General features: G+C 64.5%; 21 protein-coding genes and 4 tRNA genes. 8 read left to right on the plus strand and 17 right to left on the minus strand.

The window, feature by feature from the left end:
- Positions 1 to 55 precede the first annotated feature (55 nt).
- The 6 genes from pgi to pcnB form a co-directional block, all read right to left on the minus strand.
- Positions 56 to 1,567, minus strand: a complete 1,512-nt coding sequence (gene pgi, locus ACYVGK_RS09775) for a glucose-6-phosphate isomerase (RefSeq protein WP_460733169.1) — start codon at positions 1,565 to 1,567, stop codon at positions 56 to 58.
- Between the two features lie 11 nt (positions 1,568 to 1,578).
- Positions 1,579 to 1,965 (minus strand): aspartate 1-decarboxylase, encoded by a 387-nt coding sequence (gene panD, locus ACYVGK_RS09780; RefSeq protein WP_460733170.1) that lies wholly within the window; start codon positions 1,963 to 1,965, stop codon positions 1,579 to 1,581.
- A gap of 163 nt (positions 1,966 to 2,128) precedes the next feature.
- The gene (panC, locus tag ACYVGK_RS09785; RefSeq protein WP_460733171.1) at positions 2,129 to 2,974 is read right to left on the minus strand and encodes a pantoate--beta-alanine ligase; all 846 of its coding nucleotides are present in this window, start codon (positions 2,972 to 2,974) and stop codon (positions 2,129 to 2,131) included.
- An 8-nt stretch (positions 2,975 to 2,982) separates the two neighbouring features.
- Positions 2,983 to 3,816 carry a 3-methyl-2-oxobutanoate hydroxymethyltransferase gene (panB, locus tag ACYVGK_RS09790; protein ID WP_460733172.1) on the minus strand — a complete coding sequence of 278 codons (834 nt, stop codon included), beginning with the start codon at positions 3,814 to 3,816 and terminating at the stop codon, positions 2,983 to 2,985.
- A gap of 11 nt (positions 3,817 to 3,827) precedes the next feature.
- Positions 3,828 to 4,322: a 2-amino-4-hydroxy-6-hydroxymethyldihydropteridine diphosphokinase gene (gene folK / locus ACYVGK_RS09795; RefSeq protein ID WP_460733173.1), complete on the minus strand. Its 495-nt coding sequence runs from the start codon at positions 4,320 to 4,322 to the stop codon at positions 3,828 to 3,830.
- Complete coding sequence (gene pcnB, locus ACYVGK_RS09800) at positions 4,319 to 5,650, minus strand: polynucleotide adenylyltransferase PcnB (RefSeq protein WP_460733174.1); 1,332 nt, start codon at positions 5,648 to 5,650, stop codon at positions 4,319 to 4,321. Before pcnB ends, folK begins: the two co-directional genes overlap by 4 nt.
- A 131-nt stretch (positions 5,651 to 5,781) precedes the next feature.
- Here pcnB and ACYVGK_RS09805 point away from each other — a divergent pair.
- Together ACYVGK_RS09805 and fdxA are read left to right on the plus strand one after the other, a co-directional pair.
- Positions 5,782 to 5,857 (plus strand) — tRNA-Glu (locus tag ACYVGK_RS09805).
- A 147-nt stretch (positions 5,858 to 6,004) separates the two neighbouring features.
- Positions 6,005 to 6,328 (plus strand): ferredoxin FdxA, encoded by a 324-nt coding sequence (gene fdxA, locus ACYVGK_RS09810; RefSeq protein ID WP_460733175.1) that lies wholly within the window; start codon positions 6,005 to 6,007, stop codon positions 6,326 to 6,328.
- Between the two features lie 88 nt (positions 6,329 to 6,416).
- Here the strand turns inward: fdxA and ACYVGK_RS09815 are convergent, their stop codons facing one another.
- Entirely contained in the window at positions 6,417 to 6,920 is a 504-nt protein-coding gene (locus ACYVGK_RS09815; protein ID WP_460733176.1) for a hypothetical protein, read from the minus strand.
- 25 nt (positions 6,921 to 6,945) lie between these two features.
- Positions 6,946 to 7,842, minus strand: coding sequence for a 4-hydroxy-tetrahydrodipicolinate synthase (gene dapA, locus ACYVGK_RS09820; RefSeq protein ID WP_460733177.1), 897 nt, complete (start codon positions 7,840 to 7,842; stop codon positions 6,946 to 6,948).
- A gap of 207 nt (positions 7,843 to 8,049) precedes the next feature.
- On the opposite strand from dapA, the gene ACYVGK_RS09825 reads away from it, so the two are divergent.
- From ACYVGK_RS09825 to ACYVGK_RS09850, 6 genes are all read left to right on the plus strand, one after another.
- Entirely contained in the window at positions 8,050 to 8,610 is a 561-nt protein-coding gene (locus tag ACYVGK_RS09825; RefSeq protein WP_460733178.1) for a glycine cleavage system transcriptional repressor, read from the plus strand.
- A 63-nt stretch (positions 8,611 to 8,673) separates the two neighbouring features.
- A complete protein-coding gene (locus ACYVGK_RS09830; RefSeq protein WP_460733179.1) occupies positions 8,674 to 9,144 on the plus strand; it encodes a peroxiredoxin in 471 nt (156 codons plus the stop codon).
- An 83-nt stretch (positions 9,145 to 9,227) separates the two neighbouring features.
- Complete coding sequence (locus tag ACYVGK_RS09835) at positions 9,228 to 10,625, plus strand: PhoH family protein (RefSeq protein ID WP_460733180.1); 1,398 nt, start codon at positions 9,228 to 9,230, stop codon at positions 10,623 to 10,625.
- Between the two features lie 7 nt (positions 10,626 to 10,632).
- Positions 10,633 to 11,310 (plus strand): YoaK family protein, encoded by a 678-nt coding sequence (locus ACYVGK_RS09840; RefSeq protein ID WP_460733181.1) that lies wholly within the window; start codon positions 10,633 to 10,635, stop codon positions 11,308 to 11,310.
- Positions 11,307 to 12,104 (plus strand): bifunctional hydroxymethylpyrimidine kinase/phosphomethylpyrimidine kinase, encoded by a 798-nt coding sequence (gene thiD / locus ACYVGK_RS09845; RefSeq protein WP_460733182.1) that lies wholly within the window; start codon positions 11,307 to 11,309, stop codon positions 12,102 to 12,104. The genes ACYVGK_RS09840 and thiD overlap by 4 nt, the downstream gene beginning before the upstream one ends.
- Positions 12,097 to 12,942 carry an alpha/beta hydrolase family protein gene (locus tag ACYVGK_RS09850; RefSeq protein WP_460733183.1) on the plus strand — a complete coding sequence of 282 codons (846 nt, stop codon included), beginning with the start codon at positions 12,097 to 12,099 and terminating at the stop codon, positions 12,940 to 12,942. The genes thiD and ACYVGK_RS09850 overlap by 8 nt, the downstream gene beginning before the upstream one ends.
- 66 nt (positions 12,943 to 13,008) lie before the next feature.
- Here the strand turns inward: ACYVGK_RS09850 and ACYVGK_RS09855 are convergent.
- From ACYVGK_RS09855 to ACYVGK_RS09895, 9 genes are all read right to left on the minus strand, one after another.
- Positions 13,009 to 13,085 (minus strand) — tRNA-Arg (locus ACYVGK_RS09855).
- Positions 13,086 to 13,156: 71 nt separating this feature from the next.
- Positions 13,157 to 13,233: transfer RNA gene (locus ACYVGK_RS09860), tRNA-Arg, on the minus strand.
- A gap of 66 nt (positions 13,234 to 13,299) precedes the next feature.
- Positions 13,300 to 13,392, minus strand: a tRNA-Ser gene (locus ACYVGK_RS09865).
- Between the two features lie 60 nt (positions 13,393 to 13,452).
- Complete coding sequence (gene csrA / locus ACYVGK_RS09870; protein WP_460733184.1) at positions 13,453 to 13,656, minus strand: carbon storage regulator CsrA; 204 nt, start codon at positions 13,654 to 13,656, stop codon at positions 13,453 to 13,455.
- Positions 13,657 to 13,804: 148 nt separating this feature from the next.
- On the minus strand, positions 13,805 to 16,453 hold the full coding sequence (gene alaS, locus ACYVGK_RS09875) for an alanine--tRNA ligase (protein ID WP_460733185.1): 2,649 nt from the start codon (positions 16,451 to 16,453) through the stop codon (positions 13,805 to 13,807).
- A 301-nt stretch (positions 16,454 to 16,754) separates the two neighbouring features.
- Entirely contained in the window at positions 16,755 to 17,240 is a 486-nt protein-coding gene (locus ACYVGK_RS09880; protein WP_460733473.1) for a regulatory protein RecX, read from the minus strand.
- A 38-nt stretch (positions 17,241 to 17,278) separates the two neighbouring features.
- Positions 17,279 to 18,313, minus strand: coding sequence for a recombinase RecA (gene recA / locus ACYVGK_RS09885; protein ID WP_460733186.1), 1,035 nt, complete (start codon positions 18,311 to 18,313; stop codon positions 17,279 to 17,281).
- Positions 18,314 to 18,487: 174 nt separating this feature from the next.
- Positions 18,488 to 19,117, minus strand: a complete 630-nt coding sequence (lexA, locus tag ACYVGK_RS09890; RefSeq protein ID WP_460733187.1) for a transcriptional repressor LexA — start codon at positions 19,115 to 19,117, stop codon at positions 18,488 to 18,490.
- A 56-nt stretch (positions 19,118 to 19,173) separates the two neighbouring features.
- Positions 19,174 to 19,671 carry a CinA family protein gene (locus ACYVGK_RS09895; protein WP_460733188.1) on the minus strand — a complete coding sequence of 166 codons (498 nt, stop codon included), beginning with the start codon at positions 19,669 to 19,671 and terminating at the stop codon, positions 19,174 to 19,176.
- Positions 19,672 to 19,679 lie beyond the last annotated feature (8 nt).

The following is a 19,679-nucleotide window of genomic DNA, read 5'->3' on the forward strand; positions in this document are numbered from 1 at the left end:
GGCCGTCGCCGTGGCAGCTCGAAAAGCAGCGGAGCAAGCTCCGCTCTACAGAAAACTATTTCAACAATTCGGCCAGCAACGTGCGGGTCACCGCATCATCCGCAGCGACCTCACCGCGCACCGCCGGCAGCAGGCGATTGGCGACCTGCTTGCCCAGCTCGACACCGAACTGATCGAAGGGATTGATGTCCCACATCACCGCTTGCAGGTAGACGCTGTGTTCGTACAGCGCCAACAGCGCACCAAGCGAGCGCGGCGTCAGCGAATCGAGCAGGATCATCGTGCTCGGTCGATTGCCGGCGTAGACGCGATGCGGATCGCTACTGGCCTGGCCGTTCGCAAGCGCCTCGGCCTGACCCAGCAGATTCGATAGCAGCGCGGCGTGGTTGTCCGAATACGGATCGTCACCACGTGCCACACCAATGAAATCTATCGGCACGATCTGCGTGCCCTGGTGCAACGCCTGGAAGAAGCTGTGCTGCGAGTCCGTGCCGACTCCACCCCACCACACCGGCACCGTCTGCGCATCGACCGGAGAACCATCGAGCTTGACCGACTTGCCCAGGCTTTCCATCACGAGCTGCTGCAGGTAGTCAGGCAACAACTTCAGGCGTTCGTCGTAGGGCATCACCAGCTGGGTGGCGAGCCCGCGGGCATCGATGTTCCAGATCGCGGTCAGCGCGTGCCAGGCTGCCAGGTTCTGACGCGGGCCGGCGTTGAGAACGTGGGCATCCATCTCCTCCGCACCTGCCAGCAATTGATCGAACCCTTCGTCGCCGATCGCCAGTGCGATCGGCAGACCCACCGCCGACCACAACGAGTAGCGACCGCCAACCCAATTCCACATCGGCAGGATGCGTTCGGCAGGAATGTTGAACGCCGACGCGGCACGTTCGACATTGGCACTGATGGCATACAGGCGCGAGTCGTCGCCCAGCCACTGCCGCAGCATCGCGCCGTTGAGCAGGGTCTCCTGCGTACCGAAGCTCTTGGAGATCAGCAACGCGGCGGTGCGCGCCGGATCCAGCCCTGCCAGCATGCGCTGCATGGCGGCGCCGTCGACGTTGGAGAGGAAATGGACGCGGAAGCGCCCTTCGGCGGAGTTGGAAAGCGCGTCCACGGCTAGCCGCGGGCCCAGGTCGGAGCCGCCGATGCCAACACTGACGATGTCGGTGACCCCTGCCGCCGCAAGCCGCTCGATCACCTCGCGCATGCGCGCTCGTGCGACGCGGGCTTCGGCGTGGGCGTCGCCGGCAACACGGGCTTGCGTCAGGTTCCCGCGTAGCGCGGTATGCAGTGCCGGCCGGGCCTCGGTCGGGTTGACCTGCTCGCCTTCGAACAACGCGCGCACGCGGCCGGGAGCGTCCACCGCCGCCAGCTGATCGAACAGGACATCCAGTGCCGCCCGGTCGTAGCCCTGACGCGAGAAGTTTGCGTACAGCGGGCCGACCCGCAGGGCGAAGTCGGTTGCGCGGGCCGGATCGGCCCGCAGCATCGATACCAGGTTCACTGCTACCAGGCGATCGGCCTGGGCTTCCAACTGCTCAAACCGATGCTTCGCCTGCATGTGGTTCCTGGTTAGGCCGCCGCTGCCTGCTGCGGCATGGAGTGGTTGGTGTGGGTCAGCTGGTTCTGCCGATCGACGTAGACGCAGGTCGGCTTGTACTTGGCCGCTTCGGCCTCATCGCAGACGCCATAGGCGCAGATGATGACCAGGTCGCCGGGCTGCGCGCAGTGCGCGGCGGCGCCGTTCACCGAGATCACGCCACTGCCTTCTTCGCCGCGGATGGCGTAGGTGACGAAGCGGGCGCCGTTGTTGACGTTGTAGATGTGGATCTGCTCGTACTCGCGGATACCCGAGATGTCGAGCAGTCGGCCGTCGATCGCGCACGAGCCTTCGTAGTGCAACTCGGCGTGGGTAACGCTGGCGCGGTGGATCTTGGCCTTGAGGACGTTCAGTTGCATTTTTCGGGTCTCCGGCCGCCGGGCTTGGCGGCGAGAAAGCACGAGTTTACCAGCGCATGGCGCGGTGCAACATGGAACGTGACGTCCTGTTACCGGCGATTTACCGGCCTGGTGCGACCGATCCCGCACGCCTCAGCGCACAGGGGCTCGGTAACCCCCGCCCCTATGCCTCGAATTCGAGGTTATCGATCAAGCGCGTCCGCCCCAGCCGGGCGGCGATCAGTGCCACGCGCGGGCCGTTTGCGTCCACCGGGACGTCGAGGTCGGGACCGCGCACAACCGCGTAGTCGACCGCGAACCCCGCCTGCCCAAGACGCTCGACCGCGGCGGCTTCGACCTGCTCGCGCGGCGTGCCGGAACGGATGGCTTCGCGCATGCCCTGCAGGGTACGGCTGATTTCAGTCGCCACCGGCCGCTCTTCTGCCGAGAGGTACTGGTTGCGCGAGCTCATTGCCAGACCGTCGGCCTCCCGGCAGGTCTCGGCAGCAATGATCTCAATCGGGAACGCCAGGTCCCGGACCATGTAACGGATCACTGCCAGCTGCTGATAGTCCTTGCGCCCGAACACCGCCACGTCCGGCTGCACCTGGTTGAACAGCCGCGCGACCACGGTGGCGACCCCATCGAAGTGGCCCGGACGATGCGCACCTTCCAGCGTTTCGGTGACACCCGGCACGCCGACCCGTACCGTCGCCTCGACGCCATAGGGGTACATCGCTTCCACCGACGGCAGCCACAGTGCATCGCAACCGGCGGCCTCCAGCCCCGCCGCATCGGCCTCGGGTGTGCGGGGATAGCGGTTGAAGTCCTCGTTCGGGCCGAACTGGGTCGGATTGACGAAAACGCTGGCGACCACCCGATCCGCATGGCGACGGGCAATTTCGACCAGCGAGAAGTGCCCGGCATGCAGGTTACCCATCGTCGGCACGAAGGCGACCCGGAGCCCAGCCCGCTTCCACTCGGTGACGCGCGCGCGCAGGGACGCGAGCTCGGCGATGACGTCGATCATGGTTGAGATCAGTCGTAGGAGTGCGCGGCGTCGGGAAACCGACCCTCGCGCACGGCAGTAGCGTAAGCCTCGACAGCCGCGGCGATCGTGCCGGCCTCGGCCAGAAAATCCTTCACGAACTTCGGCCGGCGATGGCCGCTGTTCACGCCCAGCAGGTCATGGAGCACCAGCACCTGACCGTCGCAATGCGGGCCGGCGCCGATGCCGATCGTGGGGATCGCCAGCTCCGAAGAGATCGCTTGGGCAAGACCTGTCGGCACGCATTCGAGAACCAGGAGTGCCGCGCCCGCCTCGGCGACCGCACGCGCATCGGCGCGCAGCTTCTCGGCGGTGGCATCGTCGCGCCCCTGAACACGGTAACCACCCAGGCGCAGCACGGACTGCGGCGTGAGCCCCAGGTGTGCACACACCGGAATCTCGCGTTCGACCAGGAAACGAATGACGTCGAGCTTATGGCCCGCGCCTTCGAGCTTGACCATCGCGGCGCCGGCCTGAAGTAGCTTCGTGGCGGCGTCGAGCGCGCGCTCGGGTGTGGCATCGGACTGGAACGGCAGGTCGGCGATCAGCAGCGCCTTCGACAGGCCGCGCGCGACACAGGCGACGTGATAGACGGTGTCAGCGACCGTCACCGGCAGCGTGCTGTTGTGCCCCTGCACCACCATGCCCAGCGAATCGCCGACGAGGATCAGGTCGGTGCCCGCGCCGTCGAGCGTGCGCGCGAAGCTCGCGTCGTAGGCGGTAAGCATCACCAGCTTGCGACCGTCGCGCTTGGCGTCGGCCAGCATCGGCACGGTCCAGGGCTTGTCCTGAACGGTCTTTTCCTGCGACTTGGACGTATACATGTAGGGCCTGCCTAGCCTAACGCTTCAATGTCGGAAGGTTCCATCGCGGCCAGCGCGGCGCGCGCGGACCCGATGCCGGGAATCATGGCGTCCGGCGCGATTTCCACCAGTGGCACCAGCGCAAAACTGCGTTCGTGCAGGTGTGGATGCGGTACGTGCAGACCGGGCTCCACGATCACGGCGTCGCCGAACAGCAGCAGATCCAGGTCGAGTGTGCGCGGGCCCCAGCGTTCGTCGGCATGACGCTCGCGCCCGGCGTGGTGCTCGATCTCGAGCATCGCGTCGAGGAGCTCGCGCGCATCGAGCCCGGTTTCGAGCATCGCCACCGCATTGATGAAATCGGGCTGGTCGGTCCGTCCCCAGGCGCGGCTGCGATACAGCTTCGAAGCACGGAGCAGCCGCGTGCGCGGCAGCGCGTCCAGTTCCTTGAACGCGTCGCGCAGCGTCGCGGCGGCATCACCAAGGTTGCCGCCCAGGCCGACCAGGGCGATGGTCTTGGTATTCACTCGGCGGAAGCGGTGGATCCACCGCGACGGCGGCGGCGGCGGCGGCGTGGCGGCGGACCGGCCTCACCTTCGGGCGGATGCGCGTCCAGCTGTGCAGCGAGTGCGTCGCCTGGCTGCTGTTGCGCCTCGCGCCAGAACGTCACATCGTCGGCATGCTCGTTCGACGCCGCCAAACGCAGATTGAGGAAGTCGAACGCGGCACGGAAACGCGGATGCGCCAGCAGGCGGAACACGCGCTTGCGCTGACGCAGCGAGAACCGCGACTGCAGCAGCCAGATTTCCTGCATCGGCAGCGAGAACCGGCGCGGCAAGGCAATCGTGTTGAGCTGGTGCACGGTGACGCGGTCCGCGGCGCGACGCTCGGCTTCCGCCGCGTGCATGCCACCGTGCTGCAACTGCGCCAGCGCACGGCAGTAAGCCGGCCACAACAGCAGCGCGAACAGGAACGCGGGCGACACTGGCTCGTCGTTCGCCACGCGCGCATCGGTGCCGCGCAGACCGGCGATCAGCATCCGGCGCAACGCGCCGCTGCGGTTGGAGCGCAGCGCGATGGCGGATTCGGGGAACAGCGCATCGAGCAGCCCGAACTGCTCCAGGCCTTCGAAACTGGCGACGGCGTGTCCGGTGAGGAACAGCTTCAGGCATTCCTCGAACAGGCGCGCCGGCGCGGCCTCGGCCAGCAGCGGAGCCAGGCGCGGGATCGGTTCGGCGGTGCCGGTTTCGATCTGGAAATCCAGCTTCGCGGCCAGGCGCACGGCGCGCAGCATCCGTACCGGGTCCTCTCGGTAGCGGGTCTCCGGATCGCCGATCAGGCGCATAAGGCGGTTGCGCACGTCCTCGAAACCGCCGACGTAATCGCGCACCGAGAAGTCCTCGATCGCGTAGTACAGCGCATTGGCGGTGAAGTCACGACGGACCGCATCGTCCTCGATGCTGCCGAAGACGTTGTCGCGCAGCACCCGGCCGCCCTCGTGGGTCTCGCGGTCGCCGCTGCCGTCGTCGGCGTTGGCGCGGAAGGTGGCGACTTCGATGATCTCGCGCCCGAACACCACATGGGCGAGGCGGAAGCGGCGCCCGATGAGGCGGCAGTTGCGGAACAGCTGCTTGACCTGCTCCGGGGTGGCTTCGGTGGCCACGTCGAAGTCCTTTGGGTGGCCCTCGACCAGCAGGTCGCGCACCGCGCCGCCGACGAGATAGGCGCCGAAACCTGCTTCGCGCAGGCGGTACAGCACGCGCAGGGCGTTCGGGCTGATGTCCCGGCGCGAGACGTTGTGCTCTTCGCGCGGGATGACCCGCAGCGTGGGATTAATGGCGTGAAGTTCAGACATCAAGGGTCGTGCCGCAGTCCCTGTCGACGGTTGGTTAACCGATTGGCGCCGATTGCCCGGTGGCAATCGCGCTGCGTATACTAGCAGGCCGCGTTCAGCCTGATACCTTTGGGCGCGAATGCAGACAACTTGCTCCCTTCGTCTAGAGGCCTAGGACGTGGCCCTCTCAAGGCTAAAACACGGGTTCGAATCCCGTAGGGAGCGCCATATCCGCCAGGCCCGATTGAGATAGGGCCTTGCACATCGAACCCGGCCCAAGCCGGGTTTTTTGTTATCGCGGCGCCTTGCATCGCCCGCGCCGCGACTCGCTACACTACGTCGCGCCACATCAACCGCCACTACGGAACACCGCTCATGCCCTTCGTCGTCACCGAGAACTGCATCAAGTGCAAGTACACCGACTGCGTCGAGGTGTGCCCGGTGGACTGCTTCCACGAAGGCCCGAACTTCCTGGTGATCGATCCGGACGAGTGCATCGACTGCACGCTGTGCGAACCGGAGTGCCCGGTGAACGCGATCTATCCCGAAGACGACGTGCCGGCGGGCCAGGAGATGTTCGTGAAGCTCAATGCCGAACTGGCGCAGGCCTGGCCCGTGATCACCACGCGCAAGGACGCCCTGGCCGACGCGAAGGAATGGGAAGGTAAGCCGGACAAGCGCGATCTGCTCGAGCGCTGAGCGCCACGCAGACCAGGAAACAAAAAACGGGCGCCAGGCGCCCGTTTTTCATTTGGCTGCCGGGACTACCCGGCAACCCATTCGACACTCAGTTGCCGCCCATCGCAGCCTTCAGCGCCGCGATGGCTTTCGTCGCCGCCTCGTCCGTAGCCGGCTGGCCACGCGGATCCACCGCGGACACGTAAGCACCGGCATCCACCGCGCTGACGCGGATCAGGAAGTTGCTGCCGGCATAGCTGACGTCGAACACGCCCAGCGCCTGGGCACGGCTGGCCACCGTGAGGCCGTCCATCTTGCCGAGCGCCTCGCCGACCTTGGCGAACGCGTCGTCGCGGGTGCCCGGGACCGTGAAGCCGTTCGAGACGCCAGCCACCGGAGCGGCCGATGCCGTTGCGGATGCTGCGGCCGGCGCGTTGGGGACGGCCACGGCGCCTTCGGTGCGCGGCTGGTCGAGGTCCGGCGGCACTTCCAGGGGACGACTGCTCGGGTCAGCGGCGTACAGCTTGTTTTCGCGACGGAACCAGCTGCAGCCGGATGTCGCAAGGATGGCGGCCGTGATCAGGGCAATGGTCGCAGGGCGCATCAGTCGCATGAAATGTTCTCCAGGATTCGTGGAATCAGACCGCGCGGGCGCAGGCCGTTTCGAGTTCGTGCACAGTGGCGGCGATGGCCGAAGCCGTCGCCGAGTGATGGGTGGAAAGCGGAAGTAGCGGCAGGCGCAGTCCATGTCCGATGCCCTCCGAATGGAGGATCGCCTTGACCGGGATTGGATTGGACTCGACACCGAGGAAATCGAATATCGGCTGCAGCTGGGCATCCAGTTCGCGCGCGGCCTCAGCCTTCGCACGCGCCAGGTCGCAAAGACGGCGCATCGTCGCAGGCAACACATTCGACGCCACCGAGATGAGACCGTCAGCACCAGCCAGCATCGCCCGGCACGCGGTCGCGTCGTCGCCACTGAGCACTGCGAAATCGCTGCTCTGCAGCTTCAGCAGTGCATCCATGCGCTCCGGCTCAGCGCGTGCCTCCTTGATCGCGACGATGCTGGGGTGACCGCACAGTTCGGCCACGGTCTCCGGCAACAGGTCGCCGCCGGTGCGGCCGGGAACGTTGTAGAGCACGATCGGCAGTGCATTGTCGTCGGCAATCGCGCGGTAGTGCGCGATCAGCCCGGCCTGCGTCGGGCGCACGTACGGAGGCGTGACGACGAGTGCCGCATCGGCCCCCAGCGTCGCGGCGCGACGGGTCTGTTCGATCGTCTTGGCGGTATTCGATTGGCCCGTGCCTGCCAGCACGGGAATGCGTCCGCCGACGAATTCGACGGCGCTGCGAAGCAGGAGGTCGTACTCGGCGTCGTAAAGCGCCGCTGCTTCTCCGGTCGAGCCGGCAACGACGACCGCCTGAGTCCCACCGTCGAGTTGCTGCTGCAACAAGCGTCGCCAGGCGTCCAGGTCGAGTTCGCCGGCAGCGGTGAAGGGTGTCGCCAGCGCGGTGATGCTGCCGGAAAGTCGCAAGTCAGTAGCCTTGATTTGAACTGCAGTGGGTGGGGTGGCGAGGCAAAGGATCGCGCCCGGAACAATTCCGGAGAGGCGGCGGACAGGCTCGCAAATTCGCCCTGAATGTTACTTGCGGCCCGAAACCACGGGCAAGTATGCTGACCCGAAGGCCGCCGGCAGCGGCGGAGTGACCCGGGCCTCTTGCCCCCAGAATCAGGCGCCGCCTTGACCGATAACGCTTCCCGGCCGTCGCCGAACGAAAACCACCTCCTGATCAACGCCTACACGACGCATCCGGAGTCGCCGCTGCTGTCGGTCACGCGCCGGATCACGGACAGCGGTTGCAACCTGGTCGACGCGCGCCTGTCCACCGTCGGTCGTGATGTGTCCGTCACGGCGCTGGCCGTCGGCCCGTGGGACGCCGTTGCCAAGCTCGAGGCGATGCTTACCCGCCTGGAGCGCGAAGAAGGCCTCAAGCTCAACTGGTATCGCACCGGTCCCAAGCAGGTCCAATCGAATCTTCTGCCCTACGTGGTCGAAGTCGTGGCTGCGGACAAACCCGGCATCCTGTTCCAGCTGGCCGATTTCTTCGACCGCCAGGGCATCACGATCGAGAGCCTGCATTGCTCGCGTTACCGCGCGATGCAGACCGGTGCGGACATGTTCTCGGCGCAGATCACGATCGGCGTACCCGCGAGCATGCACATTGCTGCGCTGCGCGATGACTTCCTCGAATTCTGCGATCACCTTAATCTCGACGCGATCATGGATCCGATGAAATTCTGAGTCGCGATCGCAGAGGCAGCTGAGCAACACCGCGCCAGACAGGCGCAAGACAACGAGAAACCGATGCTGGACACAGGCGACAAGATTCCCGATCTGCCCATCGCTCTTTCAAGCGGAACGACTGCCCGCCTCTCCGACCATAAAGGCCACTGGCTGGTCCTTTACTTCTACCCGAAGGACAGCACGCCGGGCTGCACTACCGAAGGCCTGGACTTCAACGCGTTGTTGCCCAAGTTCAAGAAGCTGGATGCCACCGTGCTTGGCGTCTCGCGCGACTCGATCAAGTCGCACCAGAACTTCTGCGCCAAGCAAGGCTTCAAGTTCGACCTGATCAGCGATGCCGAAGAGCAGCTGTGCAACGCCTTCGGCGTGATCAAGCCCAAGAAGCTCTACGGTCGCGAATACGTCGGCGTGGAGCGCAGCACCTTCCTGATCGATCCCAAGGGCGTCATCGTCCAGTCATGGCGCCCGGTAAAAGTCCCCGGCCACGCCCAGGCCGTGTTCGACGCACTCAAGGCTGCCGCAACGAAGTGATGATCCTGTGTTCCAACGAATCCACCACCCCGCTCCGCGGGATCGTGGTGGCCTGCCCCTGCCTGTCCTGACGGGAAAGCATGATGACCCGAAGCAAGCGCATCTACGTCCTCGACACCAACGTGCTGATGCACGATCCGACCGCGCTGTTCAAATTCGAGGAGCACGATGTCTACCTGCCGATGCAGGTGATCGAGGAGCTGGACAACGGTAAGAAGGGCACCAGTGAAGCCAGTCGCAACGCGCGCCAGGTCAGCCGCTTCCTCAACGAACTGGTCGAAAGCCACGGCACGAAGTCGATCAGCGAGGGCATCCCCCTCAGCCGCCCGCAGGGACTGCAGCTGCGCGGCGCGCAGAGCATAGGCCGGCTGCGCTTCCAAACCCGCGACTTCGACTCGGGCAAGCGCTTCGGCGCAGTCATTCCCGACAACCACATCCTCGGCGCCATCCTGGCGCTCAAGGAAGCCGAGCCCGGCGTACCGGTGGTGTTCGTCTCCAAGGACATCAACCTGCGCATCAAGGCCTCGATCGCGGGGATCGATTCGGAGGACTACGAGAACGACCGCGCGCTCGACGACTTCAGCCTGCTGTATACCGGTGCCACCGCGCTGCCGGAGGATTTCTGGCAGCGCTACGGTAAGGACCTGCGCTCGTGGACGGAGAAGGGCCGCACCTTCTACGAGATCCGTCGCGGCGAAAACGACGAGTGGTATCCGAACCAGTTCCTCTACCTCCCCGGCGACGAGGAGGCGGAAATGAAAGTCGCTCACGTCGAAGGCGATCGGATCATCCTGCAGATCGTCGACGATTTCCGTCACAACCAGCACGCTGTGTGGGGCATTACCGCGCGCAACCGCGAGCAGAATTTCGCGCTCAACGCGCTGATGGACCCGGAAATCGATTTCGTCACCCTGCTCGGTACCGCCGGCACGGGCAAGACGCTGCTTGCCCTCGCCGCAGGCCTTGCACAGACGATGGATCAGCAGCGCTACCGCGAGATCATCATGACCCGCGCGACGGTGAGCGTCGGCGAGGACATCGGTTTCCTGCCGGGCACGGAAGAAGAAAAGATGACGCCGTGGATGGGCGCCCTGACCGACAACCTGGAAGTGCTCACGCACAACCCGGAAGGCGGCAGCTGGGGCCGCGCGGCAACCAATGACCTGCTGGCCTCGCGCATCAAGATCCGTTCGCTCAACTTCATGCGCGGCCGCACGTTCCTGAGCCGCTGGCTGATCCTGGACGAAGCGCAGAACCTCACGCCCAAGCAGATGAAGACGCTGATCACACGCGCCGGCCCCGGCACCAAGATCGTATGCCTGGGCAACGTCGAGCAGATCGACACGCCGTATCTGACCGAGACCACGTCCGGCCTGACTTACGCCGTCGACCGATTCAAGGGCTGGGCGCACAGCGCGCACGTGACCTTGCGCCGCGGCGAGCGCTCGCGTTTGGCGGATTACGCGTCGGAAGTGCTGTAGGCCAGCGATGGGGGTGCAGTTGCCACGCTGGGTCTGGGTCGGCGCGGGATCGCTTGCCTGCGTCGCCGGCATGGTCAACGTGGTCGGCTATCTGGGATTCGAACACCAGGCGGTCACGCACCTCACTGGGACAACCACGTTGTTCGGCGCGGCCATCGCTGCAGGCGACGTCCGCGCAATGCTGCATCTACTTGGCGTCGCTACGGCATTCGTGGCCGGCGCGGCGCTCAGCGGCATGATCATCCAGGACAACACGTTGCGCCTCGGCCGGCGCTATGGTGTCACGCTCACCATTGAAGCTCTTCTGCTCGTCCTGGCCGTACCGCTGTTCCAACACCACCAGATCAGCGGCGCCCTGCTCGCCGCCATGGCCTGTGGTTTGCAAAACGCAATGGCCACCACGTACAGCGGCGCGGTGATACGCACCACGCATCTGAGTGGAATGTTCACGGATCTGGGTATCGGCCTCGGCCACGCCCTGCGTGGCCTGCCATTGCAGAAGCGACGATTGATGCTGTGCGGCCTGATCATTGCATCCTTCTTCACGGGCGGCGTAATCGGTGCCTTGCTGTTCTCGCGCGTTGGCTACAACGCGCTGTTGGTACCGGCTACGCTGACTGGACTAACGGGCGCCGGCTACTTCGCTTACCGCCAATGGCAATTGGCCGGAAACAATCTTCCATGACTCCCTGCGCACTCACCATTGCGGGCTCGGACTCCGGCGGCGGAGCGGGCATCCAGGCGGACCTCAAGACCTTTGCCGCACATCGCGTACACGGACTCAGCGCGATCGCTGCACTGACCGCACAGCACACGCGCGGCGTCACCGCAATCGAAGTACCTTCGACCGCGTTCCTGCGCGCGCAGATCGACGCCTGCTTCGACGACTTCCAGATAGCTGCGGTCAAGCTCGGCATGCTGGCGGAAGCGCGCGTGATCCACGCCGTTGCCGATGCCCTGGAATGGCACAAGCCGGCGCACATCCTGCTCGATCCGGTCATGGTGGCGACCTCCGGAGCCCGCCTCCTCGAACCCGACGCGCTGGATGCGCTGCGAAACCGGCTGCTGCCGCTGGCAACATTGATCACGCCCAACCTGCCGGAAGCCGAACTGCTGCTCGGCACCAGCATTCCCGACCAGCAGGGAATGCACGACGCCTGCGCCCGGCTCCTGCGCATGGGTGCGCACGCGGTGCTGCTAAAAGGAGGCCATCTGCCTGAAACCACGGATGTCGTCGATCTGCTGGCGGACGAATCAAGCATCCATGTATTCCGACATCCGCGGCTACAGCTGGAAGCACACGGAACCGGTTGCACGCTCGCATCGGCGGTGGCGGCAAACCTGTGCCTTGGGCTGCCGCTCGCGGAAGCCTGTCGTCGCGCGGGCGACTATGTCCACGCTGCGCTAAGCAGCGGATATCGCCCGGGACGCAGCGACATCCTCATCCTCGACCACTTCGGCGCCCTGCGCGATGCCTGAACCTGCAGAAGAGAAAATCGACGTACGTTCCGGCGATGGGCACTCGTGGCAGCTGCTTGCCGTACTGCCGGAAACTCCCCAACTGAAGTTGTTCTGGCTTCCCGCCATGGGCGTTGCGGCCAAGCACTACCTGCCATTCGCACAAGCACTCGCAGCTCGTGGCGTTGCGGTGTTCATCCATGACTGGCGCGGGAATGGAACCAGCAACCTGCGTCCTGCCCGCAACTGCGACTGGGGCTATCGAGAACTGCTGGTCGAGGATCTTCCGGCCAGTGAAGCCGCGATCGCGAACCGTCTGGTCAACGTACCGCGAGTGATCGGTGGACACAGCCTGGGCGGGCAACTCGCATGCTGTCGGCTCGCCATGGCACCGGAAACCGCATCGCAACTATGGCTCGTCGCCAGCGGATCGCCCTATTGGCAGAACTTCCATCCACGACAGCGCTGGTGGCTGCCGGTGGCCTATCGCTTCCTGCCCTGGTTTGCCGAACGTCGTGGCTTCCTGCCGGGGCATAGCATCGGCTTCGGCGGCAACGAATCGCGTGGGCTGATTCGCGACTGGGCCCGCACAGGACTCAGTGGTCGCTATGCAGCGCAACGACTCGATATCGACCTGGAAGCGGCCATGGCGAATGTGGCAGTGGAAGCCCGCGCCGTCGTGCTTGCGAAGGACTGGCTCGCACCACGACGTTCGGCGGAATACCTGCTCGCGAAATTGCCGGGCTCGCGGCACTGCATCGCCAGCATCGATGCGCAGGCACTGGGAACGCGAGCCGGTCATTTCGAATGGATGAAGCAGCCAGCAGCTGTCATCGCTTCCTTGCTGCAACCTCGCTAACGCTGGCGACGACCATAGGTGACAAAAAGCAGAAGGCCGACGGAAACCGTCGGCCTTCTTGTTGTTTGGCGCGCCCGGAGAGATTCGAACTCCCGACCACCAAGTTCGTAGCCTGGTGCTCTATCCAGCTGAGCTACGGGCGCAAAAGCTAGAAGCGAAATTATGAGATTTCAAAAGTAAAAGGGCCGACGAAACCGTCGACCCTTTTGCTGTGTGGCGCGCCCGGAGAGATTCGAACTCCCGACCACCAAGTTCGTAGCCTGGTGCTCTATCCAGCTGAGCTACGGGCGCAAAAGCTAGAAGCGAAATTATGATCAGTTGTTATCGTTTCGTCAAACTTTTTTTAACGATAAAAACTGGCGGAGACTGAGGGATTCGAACCCTCGATGGAGCTTTTGACCCCATACTCCCTTAGCAGGGGAGCCCCTTCGGCCTCTCGGGCAAGTCTCCGCGGCAACTTCGCGGGGCGCAGAGCATAACGGCTCTGCGCATTTGCGGCAAACAATTTCTTTAGCCGCCGTCTCCCTTGCGATCGTGTTCGGAGATGCCTTCCCCGCGCTGGATGCGCTGGTAGATCTCCTCACGATGAACTGCGACATCCTTCGGCGCGGTGATACCGATGCGCACCTGGTTGCCCTTAACACCGAGCACGGTGACCGTAACCGAGTCACCGATCATCAAAGTTTCGCCGACGCGACGCGTCAGGATAAGCATGTAAATCTCCTCAAGTACCGGCCAAGATCGCCGGTCAGGGCGCCCGTTCCCTCAAGGGCGCCTTACTTCTGAAAACAACGCCGGCGTTCTGTTGACCGCAATCGCGGCGCAGAAGTTCGACGCCCCCTGTCACATACCACACCCGGCATCATGCCAGTTTTTGCGCCACCCAGTCCGTGACGGTCGACAGTGCCTGCTGCAACGCAGGACCGTCATCGCCGCCGCCCTGAGCCATGTCCGGGCGGCCACCGCCCTTGCCATTGATCTGGGCGGCGACGTGGGACAGTAGCTCCCCGGCCTTGACCTTGCCAGTCAGGGAATCGCTCACCCCGGCGATCAGCGCGGCCTTGCCACCATTGGCCCCGGCGAGCAGGACCACGGCATTGCCGAGCTGCTGCTTGAGGCGATCCACTGCCTCCCGCAGTGCCTTGGCGTCGAATCCCTCAAGTCGGGACGCCACTACCTTCACTCCACGCACGTCGACAGCGGAACCGGCCAGATCGGCCGTGGCGCCCGAGGCGGCCTTGGCCTTCAGCGATTCGAGTTCGCGCTCGAGCTTCTTCTGGCGATCCAGCAACGCCCGCAGCTTGTCGGCCACATCTGCAGCATTGCCACCAAGCAGACCAACCGCCTCATCAAGGCGGCGCTCTTCTTCGGCAACGTAGTCCAGGGCGCCCTGTCCGGTCAGCGCTTCGATACGACGCACACCGGCGGAGACGCCGCCTTCGGACACGATCTTGAAGAGGCCAATGTCGCCGGTACGGGACACATGGGTGCCGCCGCAGAGTTCGGTCGAGGTATCGCCCATACGCAGCACGCGGACGCGTTCGCCGTACTTCTCGCCGAACAGCGCCATGGCACCGAAGTCCAACGCTTCCTGCATGCCCATGTGATGGATTTCAGCAGCGTGGTTGCGACGCACTTCGGCGTTGACCTGGCGCTCGATCTGGGCGACTTCGGCCGCGCTCATCGGCTGGAAATGCGAGAAGTCGAAACGCAGGCGCTCCGGCGCGACCAGCGACCCCTTCTGGGTGACGTGCGTACCCAGTACGTCGCGCAGCGCTGCGTGCAACAGGTGCGTGGCACTGTGGTTGAGCACCGTGGCGGCGCGACGCGCATGATCGACAGCACCGACCAGATGGTCACCGCGCTTGAGCGTGCCGGCAGTCAGGACGCCGACATGGCCGTGGAATTGACCTGCGAACTTCTGGGTATCGCTGACCTGGAACATCACGCCCTGTTCCGCCAGCTGACCGGTGTCGCCCACCTGGCCACCACTCTCGGCATAGAACGGAGTGCGCTCGAGGAAAACAATTGCCTCATCACCTGCGCCGATGGAGTCGACTGGCTTACCGTCCTTGAGCAGAGCGACCACTTCGAGACCACCGGCTTCGAGGTGTTCGTAGCCTACGAACTCGGTGGGCTTGAGCTGCGCGATAAGCTCGGCCGGCAGCGCGGTGCCACCCCCGAACTTACCGGCAGCACGGGCACGTTCGCGCTGCTGCTCCATCAGGCGCTCGTACTCGGCCATCGCCGAAGGCGGCAGCTCATTGCCCTTCTCGCGCAGGATGTCGGCGATCAGGTCCGGTGGGCAGCCGTAGGTGTCGTGGAGCTGGAACAGCTGCTCGCCGTCGATCGAACCGCCCGATTGGGCAAGGTAGGCATCCAGACGTTGCATGCCGGCATCGAGGGTCTGCGCGAAGGCCGCTTCTTCGGCCTTGAGCGCGCGCTCGACCAGCTCACGCTTCTGCACCAGCTCCGGATAGGCCTCGCCCATTACATCGATCAGCGGTGCCACCATGCGCCAGAAACTGCCTTCGGTGCTTAGTGCACCCAGCTTCCAGAAGTGGCGCACGGCACGGCGCACGATGCGGCGCAGCACATAACCGCGGCCTTCGTTACTTGGCAGGACGCCGTCGACGATCAGGAACGAACACGCACGGATATGGTCGGCAATGACGCGCAGCGACTTGTGCTCGAGATCAGTAGTCGAAGTGATCGTCGCCGCGGCCTTGATCAGATGCTGGAACAGATCGATCTCGTAATTGCTGTGCACGTGTTGCAGCACGGCCGAGAGGCGCTCCAAACCCATGCCGGTATCGACGCAAGGCGCCGGCAGCGGCACCAGCGTGCCGTCGGGCTGGCGGTCGAACTGCATGAAGACGTTGTTCCAGATTTCGATGAAGCGATCGCCGTCTTCATCCGGCGAGCCTGGCGGGCCACCGGCGATGTGGGCACCGTGGTCGAAGAAGATCTCGGTGCACGGACCGCAGGGCCCGGTGTCCGCCATCTGCCAGAAATTGTCGGAGGCGAACGGCGCGCCCTTGTTGTCGCCGATGCGGATGATCCGCTCCGGCGGCAGGCCGACCACCGTGTTCCAGATCTCGAAGGCTTCGTCATCGGTGTGGTAGATCGTGACGAGCAGCTTTTCTTTCGGCAGCTCCCAGACTTCGGTCAGCAGCTCCCATGCCCAGACGATTGCGTCCTTCTTGAAGTAGTCGCCGAAGCTGAAATTGCCCAGCATTTCGAAGAAGGTGTGGTGGCGCGCGGTGTATCCGACCTGATCGAGGTCGTTGTGCTTGCCGCCTGCGCGCACGCAGCGCTGCGAGCTGGTCGCGCGCGTGTAGCTGCGCTTCTCGGCACCCAGGAACACATCCTTGAACTGCACCATGCCGGCGTTGGTGAACAGCAGGGTCGGGTCGTTACCCGGGACCAGCGAGCTCGAGGGCACCACGGCGTGGCCCTTGGAGCGGAAGAATTCGAGGAAATCGCGGCGGATTTCGGTAGTGGTTTTCATGCCTGGCACGGTCGAAAGGGCTTGGGCAAGGTCACGTCGACCAGCCCCTGCCCCCAAGATGGCGGCAGGAAGCTGAGCAGGCAACCCAACGGGAAAGCTTTCTAGCGTAACAGGCGAGGCCGGACCGCGCAGTTGGCGCCCTGACCGGAGGGATTGGCAGCCGGAGAGATGCTTTCGGACGTGTGTGGCTAGCCATGGGAAAAAGCGCGATAGATGCGCTCCAAAGCACTTGCCGCCTGCAATGTGCGGAGGCGCTGCCGGCCTCACCCTTTTGCGTCCACCCCAAGGTGCGGCCGGGACTCTAGTCGGAGTCGCACTCCGCCCGGGTCGCGGAACGGACCGTCGCAGCGTCGAAGCCACGGCGGATCAGGAAGTCAGCCGCCTTGCGTCGCTGAGTGAGATCAAAGGCGGCGACCGGGCCGTAGCGCCGACGGACGAGGTCGGAGGCGATTTCGGCCCAGTCGCCATGGAAATTGTCCAAGGCGTTGGCAACAGCCTCGCGATCGAGGCCATGAGTGGCGAGCTCAGCCCGGATCCGGATGGGCCCATAACCGCCCGAAGCGCGAGCGCGCACCAGGCTTTCGGCGAAGCGAGTGTCGTTCTGCCAGCCATCGCGCGCCAGGTTTGCCACTGCGGTATCCACCTCGCCGGCGTCCATGCCGCGCGAGGTGAGCTTGCGGGTCAACTCCTTCCTTGAGTGTTCGCGGCGGGTAAGCAACCCCAATGCCCGTTGGGTCGCACTCAGCTCCCGGGCCTTGCGGCGTGGAGAGGTGCGGTCGGCATCGATGGGGCTGTCATCCACTCGCGGTCGTTCCTTGGTTCAAATCAATCTTCGCTATCGTCGTTCGCTTCTTCGCGGCGCGCTTCGGCGGGCTGGAACTTCTCGCGCAGCGCGGCTTCCAGCTGCGTGGCGAGGGCCGGATTGTCCTTGAGGAACTGGCGGGCGTTCTCCTTGCCCTGGCCGATGCGCTCACCGTTGTAGCCGTACCAGGCACCCGACTTATCGACCAGCTTGGCTTCCACGCCCATGTCGATCAGCTCGCCTTCGCGGGAAATGCCTTCGCCGTAAAGGATCTCGGTGACGACCTGCTTGAACGGAGGTGCCAGCTTGTTCTTGACCACCTTGATGCGGGTCTGATTGCCGACGATCTCGTCGCCCTTCTTCACCGAACCGATGCGTCGGATATCCAGGCGTACAGAGGCGTAGAACTTGAGCGCGTTGCCACCGGTCGTGGTTTCCGGGCTTTGGCCCGGCATCATCACGCCGATCTTCATGCGCAGCTGGTTGATGAAGATCACCATGCAGTTGCTGCGCTTGATGTTGCCGGTCAGCTTGCGCAGCGCCTGGCTCATCAGACGGGCCTGCAGGCCCGGGAGCTGGTCGCCCATTTCGCCTTCGATTTCGGCCTTGGGCGTGAGCGCGGCAACCGAGTCGATCACCACCAGGTCCACGGCATTGGAACGCACCAGCATGTCGGCGATTTCCAGCGCCTGCTCGCCGGTGTCGGGCTGGCTGACCAGCAGGTCATCGACATTGACGCCGAGCTTGGCCGCATAAGTCGGGTCGAGCGCGTGTTCGGCGTCGACGAAGGCGCAGGTGCCGCCGGCCTTCTGGCACTGGGCGATGGTCTGCAGGGTCAGCGTGGTCTTGCCCGACGATTCCGGACCATAAATCTCGACCACACGCCCCTTGGGCAAGCCGCCGATGCCCAGCGCAATATCCAGCATCAGCGAGCCGGTGCCGATGACTTCGGCCGGTTCAGCCACCTGGTCGCCCATGCGCATGACCGCGCCCTTGCCGTACTGCTTTTCGATCTGGCTAAGGGCTGCCGTGAGGGCGCGCTTCTTGTTCTCATCCATCGTGGCGGTTCCTTGGTTCGTGTTTGGGTCGTTGAAGTCAGGTTAGCGGGCACGTATCGCAGAGGCTGAGACGCTGCGATACGGGTTGCAAAAAAGTTTCGGTGGGCAATGCGGTCAGAAAAATCGGAAGCGGACCCACGGCGCAGTAGGAAAAGCCCGTGTCCACGGCAGCGCTCATCGATTCGGTCGCACCAGACCGCAATAAAGGCCCTCAATGGCGAAGTCCTGGTCGGGCAGCACTTCGATCGGGGCGTAATCGGGATTGCGTGGCAGGAGCCGGATCCGGTCCCTGCCGATCTTGAGCAGCTTGACCGTGATTTCGTCATCGATGCGGGCTACCACGATTTGGCCGCTACGCGCATCGGAAGTGCGGTGCACGCCAATCAGGTCACCATCGAAGATGCCTTCGTCGCGCATCGAATCGCCCTTGACCCGCAACAGGTAGTCCGGCGCTGGCGCAAAGAAGTTCTTGTCGAGCAGGACGTAATCGTCGGCGTCCAACTGTGCCCCTGCGCCGATCGGCGCACCGGCAGCGACGCGACCCAGTACCGGAAGGCGCAGTGCATCGTCATTGGCCGCTGGGGGCCGGCCGGGCATCTGGGTCAGCCTGATGCCGCGTGCCTGGCCGGGCACACGCTGGATGGCGCCTGCCCGCTCGAGCGCCTCCAGGTGATACTGCGCCGCACGGACGCTGCTGAAACCGAAGGCCGCCGCGATCTCGGTCTGCGACGGCGGCACGCCTTCGCTCTCGATCCGCTCGGTAATGAGGGCCAGGATGGCGCGCTGGGTGTCGGTCAGGTTCATTAGTAGCAATACTACTAACGCCCCTTTTTGAAAATCAAGTCCCTCCTGACCCGGACTCAGACTGCCAGTCGCAACAACCCTCGCAGAGCTACCTCGACAGTCTGCCGCCGCACCGCTTCGCGATCGCCAGCGAAATGAAGAACCTCGGCCGTGGGATAGCCCCCGCGGCGCTTCCAGGCGATCCAGACCGTGCCGACCGGCTTGTCCGGCATGCCACCCGAAGGACCGGCGATGCCCGTTACCGCGACCGCCAGGGTGGCGCCGGAATGCACCAGTGCGCCCGACACCATCTCGAGCACGGTCTCGCGACTGACCGCGCCATGGTGCTCGAGCGTTTCGGGCCGGACACCCAGTAGCGCCTGCTTGGACTCATAGCTGTAGGCGGCGATCCCGCATTCGAACCATGCGGAAGAACCCGCGATATCGGTCAGCACCTTGGCGATCCAACCGCCCGTGCAGCTTTCGGCGGTGACCAGAGTGTGGTGAGCGGCCTGTGCAGCAACGCCCAACTGGCGCGCCAGGTCCTGCAGTGCAGTGTCAGTGGCTTGGTTCATGCGCGGCA

This window comes from Lysobacter tyrosinilyticus (assembly GCF_054779815.1).